The 23178-nt window shown below is 42.6% G+C and carries 20 protein-coding genes and 1 pseudogene; 15 read left to right on the forward strand and 6 right to left on the reverse strand.

Annotated features, from left to right (window positions below; translation table 11 throughout):
- Nucleotides 1-11: 11 nt before the first annotated feature.
- From AC6CIF_RS11690 to AC6CIF_RS11700, 3 genes are read right to left on the reverse strand one after another with little or no spacing between them, the layout of a single operon-like run.
- Nucleotides 12-1052: an ABC transporter substrate-binding protein gene (locus tag AC6CIF_RS11690; RefSeq protein ID WP_498199747.1), complete on the reverse strand. Its 1041-nt coding sequence runs from the start codon at nt 1050-1052 to the stop codon at nt 12-14.
- Between the two features lie 33 nt (nt 1053-1085).
- On the reverse strand, nt 1086-1952 hold the full coding sequence (locus AC6CIF_RS11695; protein ID WP_498199748.1) for a Cof-type HAD-IIB family hydrolase: 867 nt from the start codon (nt 1950-1952) through the stop codon (nt 1086-1088).
- Between the two features lie 27 nt (nt 1953-1979).
- On the reverse strand, nt 1980-2714 hold the full coding sequence (locus AC6CIF_RS11700; RefSeq protein ID WP_498199749.1) for an MBL fold metallo-hydrolase: 735 nt from the start codon (nt 2712-2714) through the stop codon (nt 1980-1982).
- A gap of 215 nt (nt 2715-2929) precedes the next feature.
- On the opposite strand from AC6CIF_RS11700, the gene AC6CIF_RS11705 reads away from it, so the two are divergent.
- Nucleotides 2930-3871 carry a sugar-binding transcriptional regulator gene (locus tag AC6CIF_RS11705; protein WP_498199750.1) on the forward strand — a complete coding sequence of 314 codons (942 nt, stop codon included), beginning with the start codon at nt 2930-2932 and terminating at the stop codon, nt 3869-3871.
- 105 nt (nt 3872-3976) lie between these two features.
- On the opposite strand, the pseudogene AC6CIF_RS11710 reads toward AC6CIF_RS11705, so the two are convergent.
- Nucleotides 3977-4848, reverse strand: a pseudogene (locus AC6CIF_RS11710) (GerAB/ArcD/ProY family transporter).
- Nucleotides 4849-4977: 129 nt separating this feature from the next.
- Here AC6CIF_RS11710 and AC6CIF_RS11715 point away from each other — a divergent pair.
- The 10 genes from AC6CIF_RS11715 to AC6CIF_RS11760 all read left to right on the forward strand — a co-directional run bounded on the left by AC6CIF_RS11715 (nt 4978) and on the right by AC6CIF_RS11760 (nt 14181).
- Nucleotides 4978-5940: a helix-turn-helix transcriptional regulator gene (locus tag AC6CIF_RS11715; RefSeq protein ID WP_498199751.1), complete on the forward strand. Its 963-nt coding sequence runs from the start codon at nt 4978-4980 to the stop codon at nt 5938-5940.
- Nucleotides 5941-6097: 157 nt separating this feature from the next.
- Nucleotides 6098-6838 (forward strand): type I methionyl aminopeptidase, encoded by a 741-nt coding sequence (gene map, locus AC6CIF_RS11720; protein ID WP_036615705.1) that lies wholly within the window; start codon nt 6098-6100, stop codon nt 6836-6838.
- Between the two features lie 170 nt (nt 6839-7008).
- Nucleotides 7009-8247 (forward strand): DUF418 domain-containing protein, encoded by a 1239-nt coding sequence (locus AC6CIF_RS11725; RefSeq protein WP_498199752.1) that lies wholly within the window; start codon nt 7009-7011, stop codon nt 8245-8247.
- A gap of 483 nt (nt 8248-8730) precedes the next feature.
- Nucleotides 8731-9102 (forward strand): DUF7674 family protein, encoded by a 372-nt coding sequence (locus AC6CIF_RS11730; protein WP_498199753.1) that lies wholly within the window; start codon nt 8731-8733, stop codon nt 9100-9102.
- 499 nt (nt 9103-9601) lie between these two features.
- Nucleotides 9602-9982: an ArsR/SmtB family transcription factor gene (locus AC6CIF_RS11735; RefSeq protein WP_498199754.1), complete on the forward strand. Its 381-nt coding sequence runs from the start codon at nt 9602-9604 to the stop codon at nt 9980-9982.
- Nucleotides 9979-10845, forward strand: a complete 867-nt coding sequence (locus AC6CIF_RS11740) for an aldo/keto reductase (RefSeq protein WP_498199755.1) — start codon at nt 9979-9981, stop codon at nt 10843-10845. The genes AC6CIF_RS11735 and AC6CIF_RS11740 overlap by 4 nt, the downstream gene beginning before the upstream one ends.
- A gap of 350 nt (nt 10846-11195) precedes the next feature.
- A complete protein-coding gene (locus AC6CIF_RS11745) occupies nt 11196-11432 on the forward strand; it encodes a ribbon-helix-helix domain-containing protein (protein WP_498199756.1) in 237 nt (78 codons plus the stop codon).
- A 27-nt stretch (nt 11433-11459) separates the two neighbouring features.
- Nucleotides 11460-12584 (forward strand): DNA polymerase III subunit beta, encoded by a 1125-nt coding sequence (gene dnaN, locus AC6CIF_RS11750; RefSeq protein ID WP_498199757.1) that lies wholly within the window; start codon nt 11460-11462, stop codon nt 12582-12584.
- Nucleotides 12585-12690: 106 nt separating this feature from the next.
- Complete coding sequence (locus AC6CIF_RS11755; protein ID WP_498199758.1) at nt 12691-13545, forward strand: AraC family transcriptional regulator; 855 nt, start codon at nt 12691-12693, stop codon at nt 13543-13545.
- A 186-nt stretch (nt 13546-13731) separates the two neighbouring features.
- Nucleotides 13732-14181: a GNAT family N-acetyltransferase gene (locus AC6CIF_RS11760; protein ID WP_498199759.1), complete on the forward strand. Its 450-nt coding sequence runs from the start codon at nt 13732-13734 to the stop codon at nt 14179-14181.
- A gap of 187 nt (nt 14182-14368) precedes the next feature.
- Here AC6CIF_RS11760 and AC6CIF_RS11765 read toward each other — a convergent pair whose 3' ends face one another.
- Nucleotides 14369-15718, reverse strand: a complete 1350-nt coding sequence (locus AC6CIF_RS11765) for a response regulator (RefSeq protein ID WP_498199760.1) — start codon at nt 15716-15718, stop codon at nt 14369-14371.
- A complete protein-coding gene (locus tag AC6CIF_RS11770; protein ID WP_498199761.1) occupies nt 15718-17427 on the reverse strand; it encodes a sensor histidine kinase in 1710 nt (569 codons plus the stop codon). The genes AC6CIF_RS11765 and AC6CIF_RS11770 overlap by 1 nt, the downstream gene beginning before the upstream one ends.
- 317 nt (nt 17428-17744) lie before the next feature.
- On the opposite strand from AC6CIF_RS11770, the gene AC6CIF_RS11775 reads away from it, so the two are divergent.
- From AC6CIF_RS11775 to AC6CIF_RS11790, 4 genes are all read left to right on the forward strand, one after another.
- On the forward strand, nt 17745-18629 hold the full coding sequence (locus AC6CIF_RS11775; protein ID WP_498199917.1) for an ABC transporter permease: 885 nt from the start codon (nt 17745-17747) through the stop codon (nt 18627-18629).
- 18 nt (nt 18630-18647) lie between these two features.
- The gene (locus AC6CIF_RS11780; RefSeq protein WP_498199762.1) at nt 18648-19517 is read left to right on the forward strand and encodes a carbohydrate ABC transporter permease; all 870 of its coding nucleotides are present in this window, start codon (nt 18648-18650) and stop codon (nt 19515-19517) included.
- A 158-nt stretch (nt 19518-19675) separates the two neighbouring features.
- The gene (locus AC6CIF_RS11785) at nt 19676-21361 is read left to right on the forward strand and encodes a type 2 periplasmic-binding domain-containing protein (RefSeq protein WP_498199763.1); all 1686 of its coding nucleotides are present in this window, start codon (nt 19676-19678) and stop codon (nt 21359-21361) included.
- Nucleotides 21362-21432: 71 nt separating this feature from the next.
- Nucleotides 21433-23151, forward strand: a complete 1719-nt coding sequence (locus AC6CIF_RS11790; RefSeq protein WP_498199764.1) for a discoidin domain-containing protein — start codon at nt 21433-21435, stop codon at nt 23149-23151.
- Nucleotides 23152-23178 lie beyond the last annotated feature (27 nt).

The raw sequence follows: 23178 nt of genomic DNA on the forward strand, positions 1-23178 counted from the left end.
AGCTCCAATCCTTACTCGCCAAACACATTAATGAATTGCTGTTTATCTGTTTCACGATCCGCTGCAAGTTTGGCCGCATCGCCAGGCAAAATCTTCATTTCTGATACACCTTTCAATCCTTCAGGTGGGGCAATACCTTCACGAATAGGGGAGTAACCGATCTCGGCAGACAACTTCTGGCCCTCTTCAGAGAGAATGAAATCTACAAAGGCTTGAGAAGCCGGTACGTTGGCAGCTTCTTTCATAATCCCGATCGGTTCTGTAATGATGGGAACACCTTCTTCTGGATAGATCAGTTCAACTGGAGAACCTTTCGCTTTTTCACGTGCTACGAGGTAATCAACAACGACGCCATATGATTTTTCACCGCTGGCTACAGCTTTCATAACGGCACCATTTCCTTTAATTACGGCCATGCCATTCATCTTGGTTTCCTGTAGAAAATCCCATCCAAACCCATCTGTTCGACTAAACACACCGATGTTGTATGCTGCTGCACCAGAGTATAAGGGACTCGGCATAATACTTGCGTCCTTACTCTCCGGCAGGGTCAGCACTTGCCAAGATGTCGGTTGAGTAGTGACTTTTTGGGTGTTGGTAGCGAGTACCGTTGCCATAACCTTCGTACCGGCGTACATACCGTCCGGATCAACCAGATCTGTCGGGATTTCACTTAGCTCTGGGGACTTGTATGCTTGTAGAAGGTCATCTTTTTTCAGATTTTCAAAGGTAACGGCATCGGCCAGCAGGAGTACATCCGCCTGAGTTTTACCCGCCTGGCGCTCTGCCTGAAGTTTGGCAGTGACTTCTTCGGTCCCGGAACGGAAGATGCTGATTTGAACATCAGGATATTTATCGTTAAACGCCTTTACCAGTTTGCCTGCATCTTCTTCTGGTTGGGATGTATAGAATGAAAGCTTACCTGAGACTGTGCTCGAAGCTGCGCCTGAACTATCTTGATCTGTCGTAGCTTGTCCCTGTGCAGAACAACCGCTGAATACAATCATGCCTGCCAAAAGGGGCAGTAGTAACGACTTTTTGAATGGAATCACAGATAATCTCTCCTTTGGTGTCTAGCTGATAGATTAGAGTAAGAACGTATAGATTGCCTGCGCAACGCCATCTTCAGCGTTGCTGCCAGTGACAACATTAGCGATTTCCTTCACATGAAGCTCTGCATTTCCCATGGCGATTCCTAATCCTGCCCATTGCAGCATGTCCAGATCATTATCATAATCCCCGGCTGCAGCTACCTGTTCGCGTTCGATCTGATGTGCATGACATAAACGTTCCAGTGCGCCTCGTTTACTAACTCCGGCTGAATTAACATCAAACCGCAAACTTCCTGTTCGTGTACATTGGAATAACCCTGATTCTTCAAGGGTACGAAATAGGTTTTCGCGTGAGTCGTGGTCTGTACAGATCACGGCTGCTTTGAACAGCATGCCTGGCATCTGGTTTACAAAGGTTCTGAAATCCTTTCCGACTTCAACAAAGCGAATAAGACCAGCCTCAATAGCATCAAGTTCATCACGTTCTTCGAAAGAATCCAATTCCGGTCTGTTGACCCTATTGTTGATGGCCCAGTTCCTATTGATATCATTAATCTCTTGAACATAGAGGACATTGTATCCATAGAAATGGATGTAGGCTCCTTCTTGCTGGATGACATCCAACATGAACAGCATATCTTCTATTTTCAACGCAACGCCATCAAGCAGTTGTCCAGTCAAGGGATCTACCGTCACGGCACCGTTTAGTGCAACCAGTGGAAAATTCATGGAGACTTCCCTAGCATGTGACCATACGGAAGCGGGAAATCGCCCAGATGCAATCGTGACATTCACTTCCGCTGAGATTAATTGTTGAATGGAACTTCGTGTCATAGGTGTTATTATTTTATCTGGATTGAGCATCGTACCGTCCAGATCAAGGGCTAACAATCTGTACATGAACATATTCCTCCCGAATCGATTAACTTACACAACATACATACGAAGTGGTTCGGGTATATCCACAGGTCCTTGGAAAGAGCGACTTGCTTCATCCCGCATGAACTCCAGATCGCCATCTCCGGGAAGATGGACAAGGACGAGCTGCTTGACGTTAGCCTGACCTGCAATCATGCCTGCCTGAAGTGCATTCATATGTCCTTGGCCAGTTGTGTGTACACTGCCTTCACAGATGGTAGCCTCACATAGAAAGATGTCTGCATCACGAGCAAGTTCGATAAGAGAATCACAGTACGAGGTATCACCGGAATACACCAGCACCTTGCCTTGATATGTGATCTTAACGGCATAGCATGTAATGGTATGCTGCACCTGTACAAATTCGATTTCTGCGCCAGCAAGCTGAATTTTGCATGAAGGATCAATCGAGATGACCTCGGTATGTTCACCATATAGACCATTCAGAATATCCACTGGATTATCCGGTGCATACAGCTTCAGTTTATTCAACATGCGACCATTGCGGATCGCACCCGCTGCAGCATATTGAAGAACTCCCAGATCGGCGATATGATCATGGTGCAAGTGAGACAAAATAACACCTGATAGATCTTCCACGCATGTCTCGCTGGGGAGTTTACTCATAACGCCGCTGCCACAGTCCAACAAAATCTGCCCTTCATCTGTGGTTACAAGGTATCCCGCAGTTGCTCCGCCAGCGGCGGGATAACCACCCCAGTAACCTAATATCTTCACATTCATCTTTGCACCTCTGTCTGTCTTGATCTGCATTCTTTACAAATGTTCCGTACAGTTACAATTGTAAAAAGGGTTTGTTTCTCTCGTGTCAACCGAAAGTCAATCTTTTGTAAAACTGCTTTTGGCAAAGTTATCCTGGCTTGACTCCGCCGCGAATCCCATTTTATAGTGGGAAATGTGTAAGAAGGGAAATTTAAACGTCAAAGGCGGACTTATATGTGAATATAGACGAACGCAAAAATATGATAAGAGTCTGTAAGTTGTATTATTATGAATCCTGGACACAGGAGAAGATTGCGGAGAAGTTAGGTGTATCCAGGCCAGTCATCTCCAAGATGCTGCAACGTGCGAAGGAAGAGGGCATTATTGAGATTGTCATTCATGATGATGATTATGAAACGTCCAAGTTGGAGAAAAAACTGGAAGACTTATTTAACCTCAAACAGGTGTTGGTCGTTCCAACCACGGATCTGAATAAAGAGTTGTTGTCGAGTGCTGTAGGCAAGGCTGCCGCTCAATTTGTCCAAAAATTGATTAAAAACGGTGACCGTGTGGGTGTCTCATGGGGCAATACGCTCTATCATATGGTGCGAGAGTTCCCTTTGGAGAAAAAAGAGAATGTCAAAATCATTCCACTGGTGGGTGGAACAGGGAATTCGCGCAATGAAATGCACTCTAATCAGATCGCCTATGAGTTATCCAAAAAAATGGGCGTAACCTGTGATACGTTATATGCTCCGGCCGTTGTGGAAACAGAAGAGTTAAGGGAGCAAATTGTTGGCATGCCTAATATTTCCGCCGTTCTTAAAGAGGGGGAGAATATCAATCTCGCGCTGGTTGGGATCGGAAATCCATATTCCATGTCAACGATGGAACGATCGGGTTATCTTAATGAGCAAGTGTTAACTGAATTAGAAGCACTTCACACGGTAGCGGATATTAATTCTGTGTTTATTACTCGTGAAGGTACAATCACCGAGCATCCCATTAATCATAGAGTCATTGGCCTTGGACTGGAGCAGTTAAAGAAGACTAAAACGGTGGTAGGTATGGCCTTTGGTTTGCACAAAATAGACTGCATACTGGCTGCTTTGCGGGGTGGATATATTAATATGCTCATTACGGATGAAGCCACAGCAAGTCATATTACGAAAATTTGATGTTCGAGAAACATCCTTTCGTTTCGCTAATGAAACTCATTTTATGCTCTTTGAGCCAGGAGAACAAAAAGGTTCTCCTGAGCAACTATAAGAAGAACTCACTATTTAGCCTACCTTTATGGCTTCACTAGAAGCCTGCTTCCCACCTTTTTTACGAACAAAACTAATGATCAGCAGCAGCAGTGGCAACAAGCCAAATAAAAAAATGGAGATATTGCCAAGAAAATCACCCAAAGCTAATGTTTCCTCCAGGTTTTTAGGCAAGTAAGCAATTACATATAAGACTGGCAACATCGCGAATTGTATGCTCGTAATATTTTTGAGACAAAACAAATCTCGGATCCCGATTGCCTCAAAATAGTGTTTAAAAGCATAGGTTGCAAAGATCTGCATCAGCCAAAACACAATGAACAACGATTCATATCGCTCAAAAAGAAACCCCTCAATTTCAAAACTTCATATCCAGAATAGGAGAGACACGAAGGTTTAAGACCCTTCAACACAGGCATGAATCCATCGCCCAGGAGTGGTCTGAGGTTATTAAGTTCAAACATCTTGCTGCCACCCGTTAACATATAAATACCAATCCACAGACTGACCATAATGGTGACCCAAGTAGGCGTACGCTCAAGGATATACATACTTGTAATTTTGGCCATGACTCTAACTTCGAATGAACAAAGAACAACAAAATACACGATAATTAAAAGTCCCAATAGATAAGCAATCCATTGACCTGTGATTTCGGGTATAAATTCGAACACCGTTTTACCGGGGAATCTACGACACAAGGTTACAAGGAGAATGCTGATTGTGGTTACAATTAATCCTGATAAAATGACAGCAATCCATACATCTGGTGTTCCTACTGCTTTACTAATTGTGCGAGGGAGTGTTAGAATTCCAGCTCCGAGTATTGAATTGATAACTACAATAATGACCTCGGAGGTATTAATATTAGATGTGGATTGCTTCATTGACCTTCGCTCCAAACCGGAGAATATATTTCTAGGTAGTATCGCCTAACGCAGTTGTTTTATGTAAAATATGCTGTACTGATATAATGTAGTGATATCCAATAACGAATTGAAGATGAGGATGTAGGTATGCCAAAGAACGATAATATGTTAGCCATTCTATGGATGCTGAATTCAGGCAGCAAAGTAACTGCAAAACAGATGTCCGAAAAGTTAGAAATCAATATAAGAACCGTATATCGATATATCGATGCATTATGTGCCAGTGGAGTACCGATCATTTCCGATACAGGTCACAATGGCGGGTATAGCTTGCTGAATCAGCATATTAAAGCACCTTTGTTATTTGATATTGAAGAAAAAAAGGCACTTCTCCAAGCTACTGTCTTTGCAAAAGAAGCTGGATACCCTTTGAGTGAAGCATTGGACAATGCAACATCCAAATTGAGAATGTATTCAAATCAGGATCAGGAAAACACAATTCGTCGTCATTTAGCAGGGTTTAACGTTATCAATCGCATGGGAGATCCATCCGTTCAGCCGATCTTGGCGGAATTGGAGCAAGCCGTTGCTAATGATTGTTCTGTCGAAATTGATTATCTCAGAAGCCGAGATGAACAACCCAAGAATAGAGTAATAGACCCGTATGGAATGGTTTACTGGAATAATAAATGGTATACCATTGCGTTTTGCCACTTGAGAAATGAATTCCGCAGCTTTCGGGCAGATCGTATTCTGCGAATCAAGCTTACTCCGCTCCACTTTAAGCGTTCGGAAGCTTTTTCAGCCCGTGAATTTTTTCTGCGAAATTTGTTACCTGATGTAGGGGGCAAAGAGGGGTTAATTTCCTTGGTTATCGAAGGCCGATCAGAGGCATTGGATGACTTGGGGCTGCATTGGTTTATGGGACATTATCTGAAAGAGCGGACTTCTAATCAAGCCATCTTTTTATTTGATGAAAAATCAATTGATACATACGTCCCCTATTTTCTCCTCTCCTATGGGAAATCCATTCAAGTCATCGAACCACGGCGTGTGAAGGACAGACTTGTTGCTGTGGTATCTGAGTTAATGGAATATTATCAACTTTAACAACTTCACTGACAGTATTGGAACTCATCGAATTTTGATCTGTGAACTTGATAAAAAAGTTGCGAAGCTTTGCTGCTTTGGATATGATTATCTAATGTTCAATCAAAAAAATACTTATGTAATCATTTAATGATAAAAGATAGTGAGGTAGAAAAAAATGATCGCAAGAACAGAAGAAGATTTTAATGGCTTGAAGGAAATTGGCAAAATTGTAGCTTCTATTAGAGATGAATTGGTTCAAAGAACCATCCCAGGCATAACCACTAAAGAACTTGATGATTTGGCAGGAGAGCTTTTTGAGAAAGCTGGCGCAGTTTCTGCTCCAAAAAGTGAATATAATTTCCCGGGATTTACTTGTATTAGTGTTAATGAAGAAGTGGCACATGGTATTCCGGGAGATCGGGTTATTCAAGAAGGGGACATCGTCAATATTGATGTGTCTGGCTCCAAGAACAGTTATTTTGCAGATACGGGACTCTCGTTTGTTGTAGGCGAAGGTGCAGAAGTGTTAACGAAAATATGCGACGTTGTTAAACTGGCATTTGAAGCAGGTCTTAAAAAAGCAAAACCGGGCTCCAAAAAAAGCGGAATCGGAAAAGCCGTATTCCAAACTGCCAGACAGCATGAATTAACGGTTATCAAAAACCTTACAGGACATGGTGTTGGACGTGGAATACACGAAGCACCTGACCACATCTATAATTATAATGATCCATCGGATGATGAATTGTTAAAAGAAGGTATGGTTATTGCTTTCGAGCCATTTATCTCAACTTCAGAAGAAGAAGTAGTCCAAACTGGAGATGGCTGGACCTTTGTTACTAAAAACAGCTATGTAGCTCAAATAGAACATACCATTATTCTTACTAAAAATGGTCCAATTATTGTCACTCTTTAAGGTGTTCAAACTGAAAGTCGCTAAATTTAGCGACTTTTTTTGTTTTTGTTTTATTGGTACGTCAAAGTAAATCAAAATATAAACGTTCACTTATTAATTTATGTTGAAATTATGGAAGGATTTAACGTATATTTAGATCTGATCTTTATGTTATAGACAGAGGTGATTAATTGAGCACATCAAAAAAGCGCGTTCAAGTCATTGATGGACTGCGCGGATTCAGTCTGGCCGGCATTGTGCTGGCGAATATGCTGGCTTTCCAATATGGAATCTATGGCCAGAGCAAACCCCAACTGTTCGGGATCGGTGGAGCAGATCAGGCTTTCCTCTCCTTCCTGCTGATCACTGTGGTGGGCAGTTTTATGCCGATTTTTGCATTTATGTTTGGCTTTGGAATGGTTAAGCTCTCGGAAAGCCTAAAATCACGAGATTTACGACCAAAGTGTCATCTGGCACGCCGTTTTCTACTACTGTTTGGAATCGGATTATTGCACATCATCTATCTGTGGGAAGGGGATATCCTGACTTTTTATGGCGTACTCGGTTTCTTCCTGCTCATGTTCCTTAATCGGAAGCCTATAACGCTGCTCATTTGGGCGGTACTGCTACTCATGGGAGCGGGGATACTTGGTCTCCCGGCATCTAATCCGATGAACCCGCTGGCAATTGAGTCCATTCATATGGAGAACTACATCATTCAAAGTCAGGATGTATACGGTAGCGGCACATACGCGGAAATAAGGAATTTCAGTAATAACGGCGATCCATACGGCGGGGATTTGGAGCTGTCATACGCCCTGATAGCCCTGATGTTAGCGCCACTCATGACAGTGCCGATGTTCCTGCTCGGCATGCACGCTGCCAGAACCGGCACGTTTAGCGATCCACAATCGATGCGGACTATGTATCTTCGCCGGGCATCGTTATTGATCCCAGTTGGTTTGATACTCAAAGCATACGGCGTATTGGCGCCACAATTGGGTGCGGAAGGTTGGCTCGGTATCGGTATCGGGGGGACGGTTGGAGGATCGTTGCTTGCGCTGGGATACATATACGCATTTGCGCTGTTGTATGCTGGAAACCGCCGTTCCAGCCTGATGGACAGGTTCGAGGCGGTCGGCCGTCTCTCGTTGACGAATTACCTGATGCAGAGCGTAATCTGTACGACAATTTTCTATGGATATGGCCTGGGACTGTTTGGAAGTGCTGGCGTGTTTATCGGAGCGATTATTGCACTTGCAGTCTACGGCATTCAATTGTGGCTCAGTCCGCTATATCTTAAGAAATTTAGCAATGGGCCTGTCGAGTACCTGCTACGGATTTGGACATATCTGTCCTGGAAAGGGCAGCCAAGAAAGAAGAAAAGATCGAACTTATCTTCGCATGAAAACGCGCCGGGTGTCCATTAAGCATAAAGTGCTATCGTGAAACGCAAAAAGAAGCTAGTTCTACCAAAAGAAAGAGCTTCTTTTTGCCGTAACGATCATCTTCCTAATGTTTCCTGTTATAATTAGTAATTATTTATAGATTAAACATATCAACCCTAATACATAAGCTAACTAATATAGTGCGGGCAGTGGTGAGGTAATGCGAAATGAAAGATGAAGCATATACATTCAATTGTGTCCACTCAAGCTTGAAAGGATCATTATTGTGCTAAAAATAATTAACTTTCTTCTTTTCTTGCTGATCATTTGGGTAGTCATCTTTTATCCTTTTCGTTTTGCTTGGTTTGAAGGTTTGAAACAGATTCCTGCAGATCTTCATGGTGTTTATTTACTTTTCTTGTTCTTTGGGTATCTGATCTGTTCATCTGCTATGGGACTTATGGTTGGCAAGATGTTTTTTAAACGAAAAGAACAGTGATTACGGGTAAGTGTGGAGGTTGGAGAATGGACAGTGACATTTTAATCAATCAATTCTTAAAACATTTTCCTGAATTCCACGATTGTTATAAAGAACATTTGGAATTAAATCAAGAGTTTCTAGGACATGTGTTTTTTGGTGATGAAGTGGCTACCTATGTTGAAGGATTACTTCGTGAAAATGATGACAAAGAGCAAATTGAGAAGTTTTTCAATTTTTTTGAATGGATGGCAACTCAAACAAGCCTTTATATTGTACAAGTGTTATCTACTACAATCTTGTATGATTTAGGTGGGCATACAGATATTTTGCAAAAAGCTCAATGTTATATGAAGTTACATACTAAAAGACTTTCCCAAGAAATAGAAGATTTGCACTCAGGGAAATATTTTTCATAGAATACTCTGCTGGAGATGAGGTATTCAAGAGTTTGAATCGTTGGTTTTATAAAAGTCGCTAAAGCAGCGGCTTTTTTTTGTTTTATTCATGTAATTGCCTATCTCAAAGGTTGAGGGGAAAGAACTTATTCCAATGAGCGATTAGATAATTATGCATCACTTTTGCTTTCGATACGCGACCCAATCACAGTTGGAAGTGATGAAGGAGTTTAATACATTATAAGTTTTAAATAAGTTCATTTATAGAAGCCACTCTATTCGTCAGAGGGACTTCTTCTTTTGCTAATGTTCAAACAGCATCATAACTAGGAGCACTTTTTCGGAGCACCGAGAAGCAACTACCACATTAGATTGGAACAATTTATCCATCGGGACTTATTTCCGTTGTCTTAGAATATGGGAAAAATAGGTTCTTGAATTTCTTTCCCGATGTACAGCCGAATCCGAGATTGTGTTAGGCTGTATCTACAAAAGTATTAAATGTTTTAAATGGAAGGGGATGATTTACCTGGATCAGGAACTTGCGACCACGATTGCTATCGAATTTAAGAACAATCAGAAGGTGTTGAATGCGATCGGAGACGAAACCCGGCAAGCCATCCTCATAGCCTTGATTCAAGGGCCGCAAAAACCCGGCATGCGCGTAGGAGAGATCAGGATGAAAACTCACCTTTCCCGACCGACCGTATCACACCATCTGAAAATATTGAAAGAATCACAGATTATAAGTGTTCGTAAAGAAGGAACTCTCAACTATTATAGCCTTGACTCTGGTAGCAAGTTGAAATTGTTAAAAAACCTGGTGAACCAAATAGAAAAGTTGCTAGCGCAATGCGAAGAACAAGCATCGGACAACACGGGGTGGGGGAGTTGCGAATGAACCAGACAGTCGTAGCGGCAAACGGAGTGGGCATTCCACAACTCGGTTTCGGCCTATATAAGATCAAAGACGGGGGGACCTTCGAGAGGACTGTCCAGGAGGCCATTCGAATTGGTTATCGCCATTTCGATACGGCCAAAATTTACGGTAATGAAGCGGTGTTAGGTCGGGTCATCCAAAACAGCGGCATTCCCAGGGAGGAGTTCTTCATTACCTCCAAGGTATGGACGACAGATCTGGGGTACAGTGCGACGAAAAAGGCGTTCGAGCAGACTTGCCAGAAGCTGAACGTGACGTATCTCGATATGTATTTGATTCATTTTGCCGGTCCTCAATACGTGAATGCCTGGAAGGCGATGGAAGAGTTATACGACGCAGGTAAAATCAAAGTTATTGGTGTAGCCAATTTCGAGATCCGGCATCTGGAGCATCTGAAGAAACATTCCCGGATTTCGCCGATGGTAAATCAGATCGAGACCCATCCGGAATTCCCGCAACACGAGTTGCACGATTATATGGTTCGGCATCGGATTCTGCATGAGGCTTGGGGACCGTTGGGGCAGGGAAGCAAAGCGCTGCTGGAGCATCCGGAGCTAGCGGCAATTGCCCTTTGCCATCAGAAGTCGGTTGCGCAAGTCATTTTGCGCTGGCATCTGCAACGCGGAATTATTGTCATCCCCAAATCATCGAATCCACAAAGGATAAAAGAGAATAACGAAATATTCGACTTTGAGTTGAATGAGAAGGAAATGGAACAAATACGACGATTGGATACGGGTAAGAGATATTCAGTAAGTCCGAATGGCTACATGGTCAACCCGATTTATATCAATTTGATAAAGTTATTTATTCGCTCTCATTGATGGATCATATTTCTGTGGTACTGGTAGGGCGTAACTCCGTATTCGACTTTGAACAACAACCGAATACTCAAATTTGGTGGTTGTTCCCCAAAAGCTTCTTTCTTCCCGAACATAAAGCGACACTTCGATTCCCGAAGTCCAGTTGAGTATATAAAAAAGGTGTCTATACGTAATTGTTTTATTGGGGCTGTCCTGTGAGTCATGAGCATGACCGGGTACGCCCTTTGTCAGGGTTATATGTTCTCGGTGATCGGTTTGAAAATATTGTAAATCTATGTAGAGCATGATAAAATGAGAAGAGATATTTTTGAATGAGGTTACTTAAATCAAAATTCGGGAGTGTTATTATATTGAACAACAATAACATTAAAGTTGGTGTCTCTAATAAAGAAGGCCAGTTAGGTTTTGTCTTTTCGAGAGGTGGTCTGCGAGAAGGTTCCGGGAGAAAGAGTATAGGTGTGACCAAAAAAATATCTTTAACTCTAACAGAGGATATGTGGGAGAAAATCGAAAACCATTGCACAGAGCATAAACTTTCTCGTTCGGAGGCTATACGTAACATCATTGAGTCCTTCTATACAAAATAATTTTTTTATTCAAGGTAGGTGAGGTTTTTGCTGGTAGAGATAACAAAAGATTCTCTTATGAATGCCATACAACATGTGATAAAGGCAGTAGCAGCAAATAGTTCAATACCTATTCTTCAAGGAATACATATTCAAGCAGGTACAGATGGCGTTACTTTTACGGCAAGTAATACAAGTATGACGATACAGTCTATGATTGCTCAAGATGGTGTTTCTCTGACTGTAAAAAGAACAGGGGCTATCGTTATACCATCGCGTTATTTTCACGATATTATTCGTAAACTTAATGGTGACAAAGTTATACTTGAAATTAAAGAGCCAATGATTCTTTCGATTGTATCCGGTCATTCTCAATTACGTTTATGCGGAATGGACCCTACAGAATTCCCTTCCATTGATGATGGAGAGGCGTTCCCTTCTACTAAACTACGCATTAATACTTCCTTACTTCGTTCGACTATTAAACAGCTAGCAATCGTAGCATCAACGTCCGAGACCAGCCCCATATTAACAGGAGTTTCTTTGGAATGCAGTAATGATTGTCTTAACTTAATTGCTACAGATGGAGTGCGGCTTGCATACCGTGCTTTGCATTTAGAAGATGCTACCCACAACAGTTTGAACGCTGTTATTCCAGCGAAAAATCTCTATGAATTATCGAAAATATTGAACAAAACAGATGACACAACTGAAATTGAAGTGAGTAATAATCGAGTTAAATTCGTGACAACTGGACTGAAAGTGGAGTCTGCTCTTATTGAAGGAACGTTTCCATCCATTAAGAATGTAATTCCTCAATCTTATTTATGTGAAATCGCAGTTGATACAGCATGTTTGTTGAAAGCAGTTGAATGTGTAACTGTGATGGCCAGTGAACAAGTGATTAGATTAGTAGCTAATGCAGACTCATTAAAACTATTGTCCAAAACAGCCGATGTTGGAGATATTCAGAATGAAATTCCACTATTTGAGATGTATGGGGAAGAATTTGTAGTATCACTAAATGGAAAGTTTTTTATCGATATACTTCGCAACATGGATTGCGCTAGCGTCCGATTAAGATACGCCGGGAAAACAAGTCCCATTGTCGTACTTCCAGATGATTCGCTCATGTCTACTCTGTTCTTGATTACTCCAGTGATGACCCGGTGAACCGTATCATATATAAGAGCAAGTTTTTTACTGACTTTTTCGTGCAGAAATTGCAAGGTATTCATTATTTATTTCCCATAAAATTACCTTGAAGGGAGGGAGTACGATGGATTGGTTGGTCAGGATGAATAGTGCCATGGAATATATCGAAACAAATTTAGCGGACACTATTTCATTTGATGAAATAGCACATAGAGCCTGTTGCTCTACCTATCATTTTCAAAGAATGTTTCCATTTATTACTGGCGTAACGTTATCGGAATACATTCGACGTCGACGGTTGACATTGGCGGCATTCGAACTGCAGACAACAGGCTCAAAGGTTATTGATGTAGCTATGAAATATGGATATGATTCGCCGGAGGCGTTTGCACGCGCCTTTAAGAATCTTCATGGTATTATGCCTATATCCGCGCGTGATACAGGCGTTTCTCTAAAAGCCTATCCTCGAATGTCCTTTCATATTTCAATAAAAGGGGATGTCGAAATGAATTACCGTATTGAGCAAAGAGATTCTTTTGAGATGTTTGGAGTATATGGAATTATAAATGCAGACCAGAAAACAGCGTTCTCTGAAGTTCCTCTATTCCGTATAAAATGTGATGATGATGGCAGCGTTGATATGATGAACGACTTACTGGGACGTTTTGGTGACACCATGTTACACGCCGCCCTTTATGATCACACTAAAGAATCTTTCAAATACATGATCTGTTATCATGTACCTAAGGGGCTTGAGATTCCGGAGAGATTCACAAAACTTGCTATCCCAACATTAACGTGGGCGGTCTTCCCGGAGCCGCAGTGTGATATGCAAAAACTATGGGAACGAATCTATTCTGAGTGGTTTCCGACATCTGAATACGAACAGGTTGAGGGCCCTACTTTCGAAATGTATTATGGAATGGCACGGCATGGGAATGGTTCAGGAGAAATCTGGATACCCGTGAAGAAAAAATAATGCTTTTATATGAGCGAAATGCAGGCGTTAACGAAGATGTAAACTGAACAAATCTAGATTAATAAAGGGTCATCCCCACAAAGGATGGCCCTATAACTTGCCGTTGCAAATAGCGCGGAGAACCTTAACACAAATAGAGGGATAGGGATATTGTTCGATTATTTTATCTTGAGGAGGTTGTTTAGTATGGATATTAAAATTCGAGAAATTATATCAGATGATTATGCTGAAGTTGTTCTTTTATGGAATGATGTACTTGAAATTCGTAATGTTAATGATGCAAACTTCCGAGTGACTATGGAAGAGATGAATAAGGCCGGGAATTACAAAACATTTGTCGCATTGATAGAAAATAATGTGGTCGGTTTTGTAACTATTGTACAGGCATTATCCGTAGGAGTTCCAATTGGTTATCTACATATTCAAGCTCTTGCTGTTAAAAGGGATCTGCAACATAGAGGATTAGGTACAAAACTACTAAGACAGACTGAAAATTTTGCTAAAGAACGGGGAATATCAAGTATTATTTTATGTAGTGGAATGAAGCGAACCAACGCCCATGCTTTTTATGAGCATAACGGCTATGACAGAGATTCATATTGCTTTGATAAGATGATCGACCTAACCCAAGATTAAACGAATATTCACTCACCTCCACAGCGTCTTAAACAAATAAAACAAAAATCGCTACGTCATTCATTAAAGTTTCTTATATATTAATTGCACCAAAAAGACCCAACTCACTCTTTAAACTGAAGAGTGGAAGTTGGGCTTTTTCGGTACTGCATTGGACATATCCATTATGTAACATATTCAACCGAAGTCATTGATGGATCATATTTCTGCGGTACTGGTAGGGCGTAACTCCGTATTCGACTTTGAACAACTGGATAAAATATTGATTTTTTCGGTAACCAACCATCTGAGCTATATCGGCTACACGGAGTTCCGAATCTTGAAGCAGTTGAGAAGCCTTCTCCAACCGCTTCCTGGAAATGTAGTTTGACACATTTTCTCCTGTCTCCTGTTTAAACAGTTTGGAAAAGTAGACGGGATGGAGATGTGCAACTTTCCCCAGTTCATCCAGGCTAAGGCCATGTGACAGATTGTCTTCGATATACGTTTGTACTTTGTCAACGATGGTTTGAATGGACATCTGTTTGTTGTTTCTGATCCGACTGACCCGATCCATGAGAGTTGAAGCTAGTTCATCAGGATGCCGTAACAGGTTGAATATCCAATCCACAGTTTCAGAGGGATCGCGATCCTTGTCCGTCAGATATACATATAGAATGGTCTCCATGAGAAAGATTATTTTTTGCTTATGGAGGTGGATTTGATCATATTTTTTAATGATATTTCCGGCAGACTCCCAATCACCGCATGACGGAGAATGGTTGAATATGCTGCTGAAGTCGGCTGAGTGTACGTCCTCATTAAGAAAGAATCGGTAGAACATCTGTCGGGTCACGTTTCGATCAGTCAATGAAAAGGGAGGAGACGCGACTGATTGCTCCAGTTGGATGGTCAGTTCTACAGCAGCTTCTTCCGGAACCAGACCGAACAGTCCCGTTCCCGCATTCCAAAGGAGACGATCCAATTTGTCTCCGACAGCGTGTTTTATAACATCCTCATGTTCCTGTGTGAAACCATCCAGCTTGAAGCAGCACATACGACGACGCCCTAAAAATTCAGTATACGCATCATATTGCTTTCTTAATGTCTCATTGTGACCAAGCAGGGAAAGCAGATACTCCAATCCATCGAAGTTCTCCCATGCAACAGATTGAGCGGGCCTTGTCTTTGTAATATGGTTGATGGCTTTGGACATGGCTTTCTCCACATCATCTTTGTCTACAGGTTTGAGCAGATAGTCCAGCGCTCCTAAACGAATTCCTTGTTGCGCGTATTCGAACTCAGAGTAGCCGGAAAGGATGATCACTTTGGTTGGCAAGTTATGTTGGTGGATATGTTGAAGCAGATCAATACCGGAAACCTCAGGCATTCGGATGTCAGTAATCAGAATATCGATGTGGTTTTGAGTCAACATCTCTCGGGCTTCAATCGAATTGGTCATCGTCTCGATCTGATCAATGCCAAAGGTGTTCCAATCGAGTAAATGCTTCATATATTCAACGACATAATGTCCGTCATCCACAATTAATAATCGCATTAGTTATCTCCTTTCACCTCAGGAATGCTGATGAGCAGCAGGACGGACAAGCCGCCCCAATCATTAGTAGTAAAATGTAACCCGCTACGTTCGCCGTACGTATTTTTCAGACGTTGATTTACATTCCAGAGACCTACGCCTTTAATTCCTTCAGGCGGGGTATCACTCTCAAGCCGAGCCTCCAGGCTGCGGATATCATCCAGTGAAAGACCTTTGCCGTCATCGGAGACCTTGATCGTTATCGCAGTCTCTGTCTGTTTTACATCAATCGTCACCCGATGGGCACCTTGTTGTCCTTCAATTCCATGTTGAATCGCATTTTCAACCACTGGCTGGATGATCAGCGGCATGAGGGGAAGAGAGGACAGTTCTGGGGGCAGATCAATGCTGTACTCCATTTTTTTGCTAAGAGCCATAATAATCAGGAAATGTTCCGCAAACTGAAGCTCGCTTTCCAGCGTGACTTCATGCCGGTCCAACTTGGTTAAATAACGATAATATTCAGCCAGATGTTTGCTCATGCGCATGACAGAATCAGGTGAAAATTGAGCCACAGACATAATGAAAAACAAACTGTTGTACAAAAAATGAGGATTGATCTGAGCTTGCAGTTGTTGAAGTTCCGCACTTCGTCTTAGTTCCGTTTCAGTCTTCAAGGATACGAACAGATCCTGGACCTCGGTAACCATATGATTAAAACTTCTGAACAGGCTGTAAAACTCTCTATCCGTATTTTCGGTTATACGAGTATTATGATTGCCTTGTTCGACCTGTGAAAACTTCCGCTCCAACAAACGAATATTACGGTAATAGTTCCGGTAAAACGTAAAGATCACAACCAGACCAAGCGTGAAAACGGCTAAAATGCTGGCAAAAAAAACTTTACGGTTGCGGTCAATCGGTTGCAGAAAATCATTCGTCTGTGTATATGTAATCAGGTAGGCGTCGATTGATTCAATATATCGGGAAAGAACATAGTAATCGTCCGACTTGGTGTGATAATCATATTTCAAAGTGATCTCCGGCTGTGGAGAAAGCATTTCAGTAACCGCTTTCAATAAATCGTTGTCAACTTCTTTCTCACTCCATAACTGATGGGAATTAAACCAAAAAAAAGCGTTTGAGCTGTCGTTGTTCACAGCCTTTTTCAGCAGATTTTTCAAATAATCGGTATTCAGCTTTACACCAACGACGTACTGAGTCGGTTCATTTTGTCCGGATTTTTGGATGTAAGGGTAGAGAGCAAAGTAATACAAGCTATTGCCGACGATTTGCCATCCCCGTTGATGAACATCCTTGAACGGAAGTCTCGCCTCCGGCATACTGTTGGTGGACAGAAACGTTTTTTCAGACTTCCAGTAAATGCCGATCGATTCAATTGATCGACTGGAGAGGAGCGTTTGCCGCAAGCGATCAACAATATCGTTTTTCTTCATTTGGGAATCGTAATTGCTCAGCTCGATAACATGCCTCTGATAAAATCGGACATCACTGTCTGCCGCATATTGAACTCCATACATGTTAGCCTCGTATATAATCCCGTCCAGAATGCCTTTCACATAATCAAGCTGGTTTTTGGAAGCGCCAATCAGATTTTCTTCAAGTGTCTTGGAGCTTAATCGGTTCATCACGAAAAACAAACTTAACGTCAGCAGCAGAAAAAAAACAAAGAAATAGATGAATCGCTTCATATACATTTTTCTGATCATATATGTTTCCTTTCATATCGCCAAACGCAGAAGTTTAAAATCCAGATCGGATTAACTTTAATATAAGCCAAACCTTAGAAAAGCGGAAGGGCAGCAACGGCGATAAATGAAAGCGGTTTTAAAGTGCTTCAGGGTGGGGTGATGATCTTGAAATTTTGGCATTTTGGAGTGAAAGCGCTTTTGTTAAGCTTATCTTCAAGGATAGCTTTCGAAGAACCATCATAGAGGAGGTATGCAACATTAACGAGATTGTGCCCGCCAGATCCGCGAAAAAAACAAAAACAAAGATTTCCCAGCGGAATTCATTCAAAAAGGAAATCAAGAAAAGCTGGCCTTTGTACGTACTGTGTATTCCCGCATTTGTGTTTGTCTGCATCTTTTCTTATGGCCCGATGGTAGGTTTGCTCATGGCATTCCAGGACTACAAACCATGGCTGGGCATCACAGGTTCACGGTGGATCGGGTTAGATAATTTCGAACGAATTTTCCAGTACAAAGAAGCCACACAAGCGATCGTTAATACGTTAATTATCGCTGTTTCTAAAATTATCGTTGGTATTATCGTTCCGATCGTCATGGCTATTCTGCTGAGCGAGATCCGAAATATGGGCATTAAGAAAAGTGTACAGACACTGGTGTATCTGCCACATTTCTTATCTTGGGTTACGGTCGCGGGGTTGATGATTGATATTCTCGGATTAGACGGAGGAATCAATCATATCTTAACAAGGGTTTTCGGCAACGATCCCATTTACTTCTTAGGTGATCCTGATCTGTTTCGATTCACGGTTGTGATCAGCGATGTGTGGAAGAGCTTTGGCTTTGGCATGATTGTTTATCTGGCGACCATTGCGGGAATTAATCCATCTTATTACGAAGCGGCCGAGATTGATGGTGCCACACGCCGGCAGCAAATTCGATACGTCACCTTGCCTAGCATGTTGCCCATGATCATCGTCATTTCTACGCTGAGTCTGGGGAATATTCTGGACGCGGGTTTTGATCAAGTCTTCAATCTTTACAATCCGCTAGTCTACAGTACGGGAGATATCATTGACACCTATGTCTACCGTTCATCCTTGTTAAACGGGCAATACGGCTTCGGGACCGCTGTAGGACTGTTCAAATCGGGGATTAGCTTGATCTTGATCGTTGTCTCTTACAGGCTGGCCTATAAATACGCCAATTACAAAATATTCTAACAAGGAGGGAGAGGGATCATGTACCATAAAACGACGGGCTATAGAGTATTCTCCTATTTTAATTACGCGTTCATGATACTGGCGGGGCTGGCGTGTTTCCTACCACTGCTTCATCTATTGGCGCAGTCGCTCAGTAGTAAAGCGGCCATCAGCGGTAATATGGTTTCATTTTGGCCGATTGGGTTCAATGTGGATGCCTATATCAAAACGTTCAACAATTCTAATTTCAACGGTGCCATGCTGACATCCATCACTCGAACCGTATTGGGTACAACCATCAGTATGTTTATTCTTACCTGTGCAGGATATGCCCTGTCCAAGGAATTCAGGGGACGCAACGTGCTCATGTGGTTTTTTATCTTTACCATGCTCTTCTCGGGGGGATTGATACCTTCTTATATATTGATCACAGCCCTTGGATTAAAGGATACCATCTGGGCTCTTGTGTTACCGGGCGCTTTCGGTGCTTATAATTTGATTCTTCTCGTCAATTTTTTTAAAACGATTCCCAAAGCCTTGGAAGAAGCGGCTTTCATTGATGGAGCGTCCTTCTTTGTAATACTCAGCAAAATATATTTACCATTATCTCTACCTGGCATCGCGACCGTATCCTTGTTCATTATGGTGGGGCACTGGAACTCCTGGTTTGACGGGATTTTGTACATGTCGGATGCAAGTAAGTATCCGTTGGCTTCGTTCTTACAGACGGTCGTTGTGCAGAGCAATATGCAGAATATGGCGATGAGCCAATCTGAAGTTGCAGCAATGTCGGAGCAAAGTATCAAAGCAGCTCAAATTTTCGTCAGCACACTACCGATCATTTTGGTCTATCCTTTTTTACAACGATATTTCGTGAAGGGGATTGTACTTGGAGCCGTCAAAGAATAGTTGTTGTGACGAAAAATTCGATCTATATATGTTCAACTAAAATTTACACGATAACAGCGATCGGAAGGTGTTCTGTTATCGAAGTGCCAGTGTAAATATGCAATTAGTTGAACTTATATAGAAAACAAATTGAGTATGAGTGAAGGGGGCATCTTTCCATGAAGAAAAGAACTGATTTATGGAAAATGGTAAGTATGGTTATGCTGTCGGCTATTCTTGTGGCTGGTTGTAGCAAAGGGGAGAGTGCTTCCGAGACCACACCGGCATCGGTGCTTAAGGACGGAAAATATGATCCACCGTTTACGATCACCATCGCCAAACAACAGGACGAAAATGCTGGAAAGTACATCAACGGTGAGACGTTGAATGACAATGTATTGACCCGCTGGGGCGAACAAAACCTGGGTATCAAAATCCAAACCACCCTGCTGGGAGGTGATGCTTCACAATATAATACCAAGTTGCGGCTGGCGTTGACGGGTTCCGAGAAACTACCAGACGTTCTGCCCGTCTATGATACCATGCTGGTCAATGATCTGATTGAGTCGGGGCAAGTCAAGGAGATTACAGAAGACATCTCAACCTACATGCCTGACCGGATAAAAGAAATATACAAACAATACCCGACCACCTTCAATCCAGTGGTTAGGGAGGGCAAGGTCTACGGGATGGCGATTGCACCCAATCTGACGGAAGGCGAAGTCATGTTGATCCGCCAGGACTGGTTAGACAGGTTAAATTTGAAAGCGCCAACAACGATTGATGAGTTTGAACAAGTCATCGCGGCGTTCACTAATGAGGACCCGGATGGGAACGGCAAGAAAGACACATACGGCTTTACTTTTTCAGGTAAAGATTCCTACAATACGGGCTGGGTCAGCGATCCGGTCATGATATTCAGCGCATACACGGGCAAACATCTTCCAAGGCAATGGCATAACGACAACGGCAAACTCACCTATGGATCTGTGGCTCCTGGCAACAAAGAAGCACTTGCCAAGTTACGCGATTGGTATGCAGAAGGGTACTTGAACAAAGAATTGGCCACCCAAGGGGCCTGGGATGCACTGTCTGATTTTACGGAGGGGAAAGCTGGTATCATCATTGGTCGTCCTTGGCTGTACGACAGTGTGAAGGACGTAGAGAAAAATGTGGAGGGTGCAAAAATTAGTGCTTATCCGACCATTCAAGGTGTAAACGGTGATAAGACCTACCAATCCGCCCAGTTGAACGATGGTGTATTCATGTTTAACAAGGATTTTCAGAACATGGAAGCCTTCTTCCTGTACTACGATAAAATGTACGACGCAGCGTTCAGCACAGGGGAGTTCAAATACGGCTACGCTCAAGGATACGATTACGATATCGTTAACGATGAAGTCACTTTTGATCCAACGAAATTTAATACGCCATTAGAGGCTGTGCAAGGCGTTGGGAAAATGGCATTTACCAAAAATACACCGAGTGTTGATGGTCCCGGCCAATCCTACTACGATCTGGCGAATGGAGTTAAAGCCGACACGGGTGTCCTCATTCAGAGCGCCTCGAAGGATCAAACGACGCAGGACGGATACCGGATTTCGTATGAAAACAGAGATGTTTTACTGCCAAATGAGTTTAACGGTCCACCAACGCCAACGATGCAAAATGTGTGGGAACAGTTGACCACCATGGAACAAGAGACGTTCACCAAAATCATATATGGCAATGAGCCGCTTGAAGCATTTGATACCTTTGTGAAACAGTGGCATGAAAAAGGCGGAGACACCGTGATCGAAGAAGTTAACGAATGGTACAACCAAGCCAGCGAGACGGATGTAATGACACTGATGAATTTGAAATAAAGTCTAGTTTCACCTGAACCAGCCTTCCGGCACCAGGAAGGTTGGTCTTCTAAAAAAGGAGATGATGAGACATGATCAAAGGTAAATCGTGGATGGCTATCGTCATTGCATTGATGTTGTTAACAGTTCATTTAACGTCCTCAGCTCAAACTATTCACGCTGCTGCTGGTGAAGAGACCAAGATCGCTGCAACACTGTTTGTCCTGAAGAATGAATCCGAAGTATCCAATGCCAAAATTCATTGGGCACCTGTCCAGGGAGCGACTGCATACGAGTTATACAGATCCGAGAACAATGCGCCTTATACGATATTACAGACCCTAACCGGTACAACGACGGATGATTATGACCTCAACATAGGTAGCACGTACAAATACCAAGTGAAGGCATATGCCGGGACTTCCTTAATTACCTCCGCTGTCTCAACAGAATATATCCCTTACAGCCTACCAGAGAACCTCACAACTTTTGATAACACAACACAATCTACTCTCATGCTCCCGAATGAACTCAAAGTTGGAGACACCTACTACAGATTTAACTTTGTGCAAAAGTCATCAGGCGGTTTTGGCGAAATGATTCAACAGACGTCAACGGATGACATCTCCTACGGTAACGACAAAGTGGTCCTGTCTTACACGGATCATCCCGATCTGGCCAACTCTAAATTTGAAGGGATCAATATCCTATATCACGCGCCCACGAACAAATTTGTTTTTTGGGCTCACTATGAAAACAGTACAGACTACACACTTGCCAGAGTATCGGTGGCTTCAGCCACGCCTGGAGAAGAATTTACATTTCACAAAAGCTTTCGACCAGAAGGGAACCAATCCCGGGATATCTCCATTTTCAAAGATGATGATGATTCGGCGTATCTGATCTCTACGGCCAATAATAATTCGGACACGATTTTGTATAAATTGACCTCCGATTGGCTGGATGTGGATCATCAAGTTTCAGTTATTTACCAAAATCAACACAGGGAACTGCCCAAAATGATCAAAAAAGATGGCATTTATTACTTGTTCTCTTCCCAAGCGGCAGGTTGGTATCCGAGCATACCCTTGTATTCTTCAGCAACAAGCATAGACGGCGATTGGTCTGAATTACGGACGATTGGCAACACGTCAACCTTCTCGGCGCAGTCGGGTTCCGTCATGCGGGTGAAGCCAGATACGGGCAACAACGTGGTTATGGTTGCGTATCGCTGGATGTTTGGCTGGGCAGGTACGCAAAATGGAACAACAGAGGAACGACTGCTTCCCGTTTGGTTCTCTGATGGCTACGCATTTTATGATTATTTTGATCAAGTCCTTTATAACACAAGCGATGATGTTGTCGTTCCCGTTCAGAATGGAAAACTGCTGTCACAAGGTAAACCGGCAACAGCCCAAACGGTTACTGGAACAAATCCGGCAAGTTATGCTAATGATGGCAACTATCAAACCGAATGGGTAGGCACAGGCAGTTCCTGGCCACATTGGTGGAAGGTCGACCTCGGCTCTGTTCAGCAATTGAATAATGTGCAAATCTCCTGGTGGATGCAAAAAGGCTCCGAAGGTTATTACAAATATAAAATCGAGACCAGTACGGATAATGTAAACTGGACCGTGGCATTGGATCGAACCAATAATACATCTTACGGTTTCACATCAGATACGCTATCGAGCACTGCTGCCAGGTATGTACGAATTAATATGCAAAATGCGGCACTTCATAACAATCCCAACAATTGGTACACGCCAAGACTATGGGAAGTGAAGGTATTTGGATCGGACACCAATTAACGATGTTCCTAAAAGAAGAGAGGTAAC

Source organism: Paenibacillus sp. GQ49 (assembly GCF_059759055.1).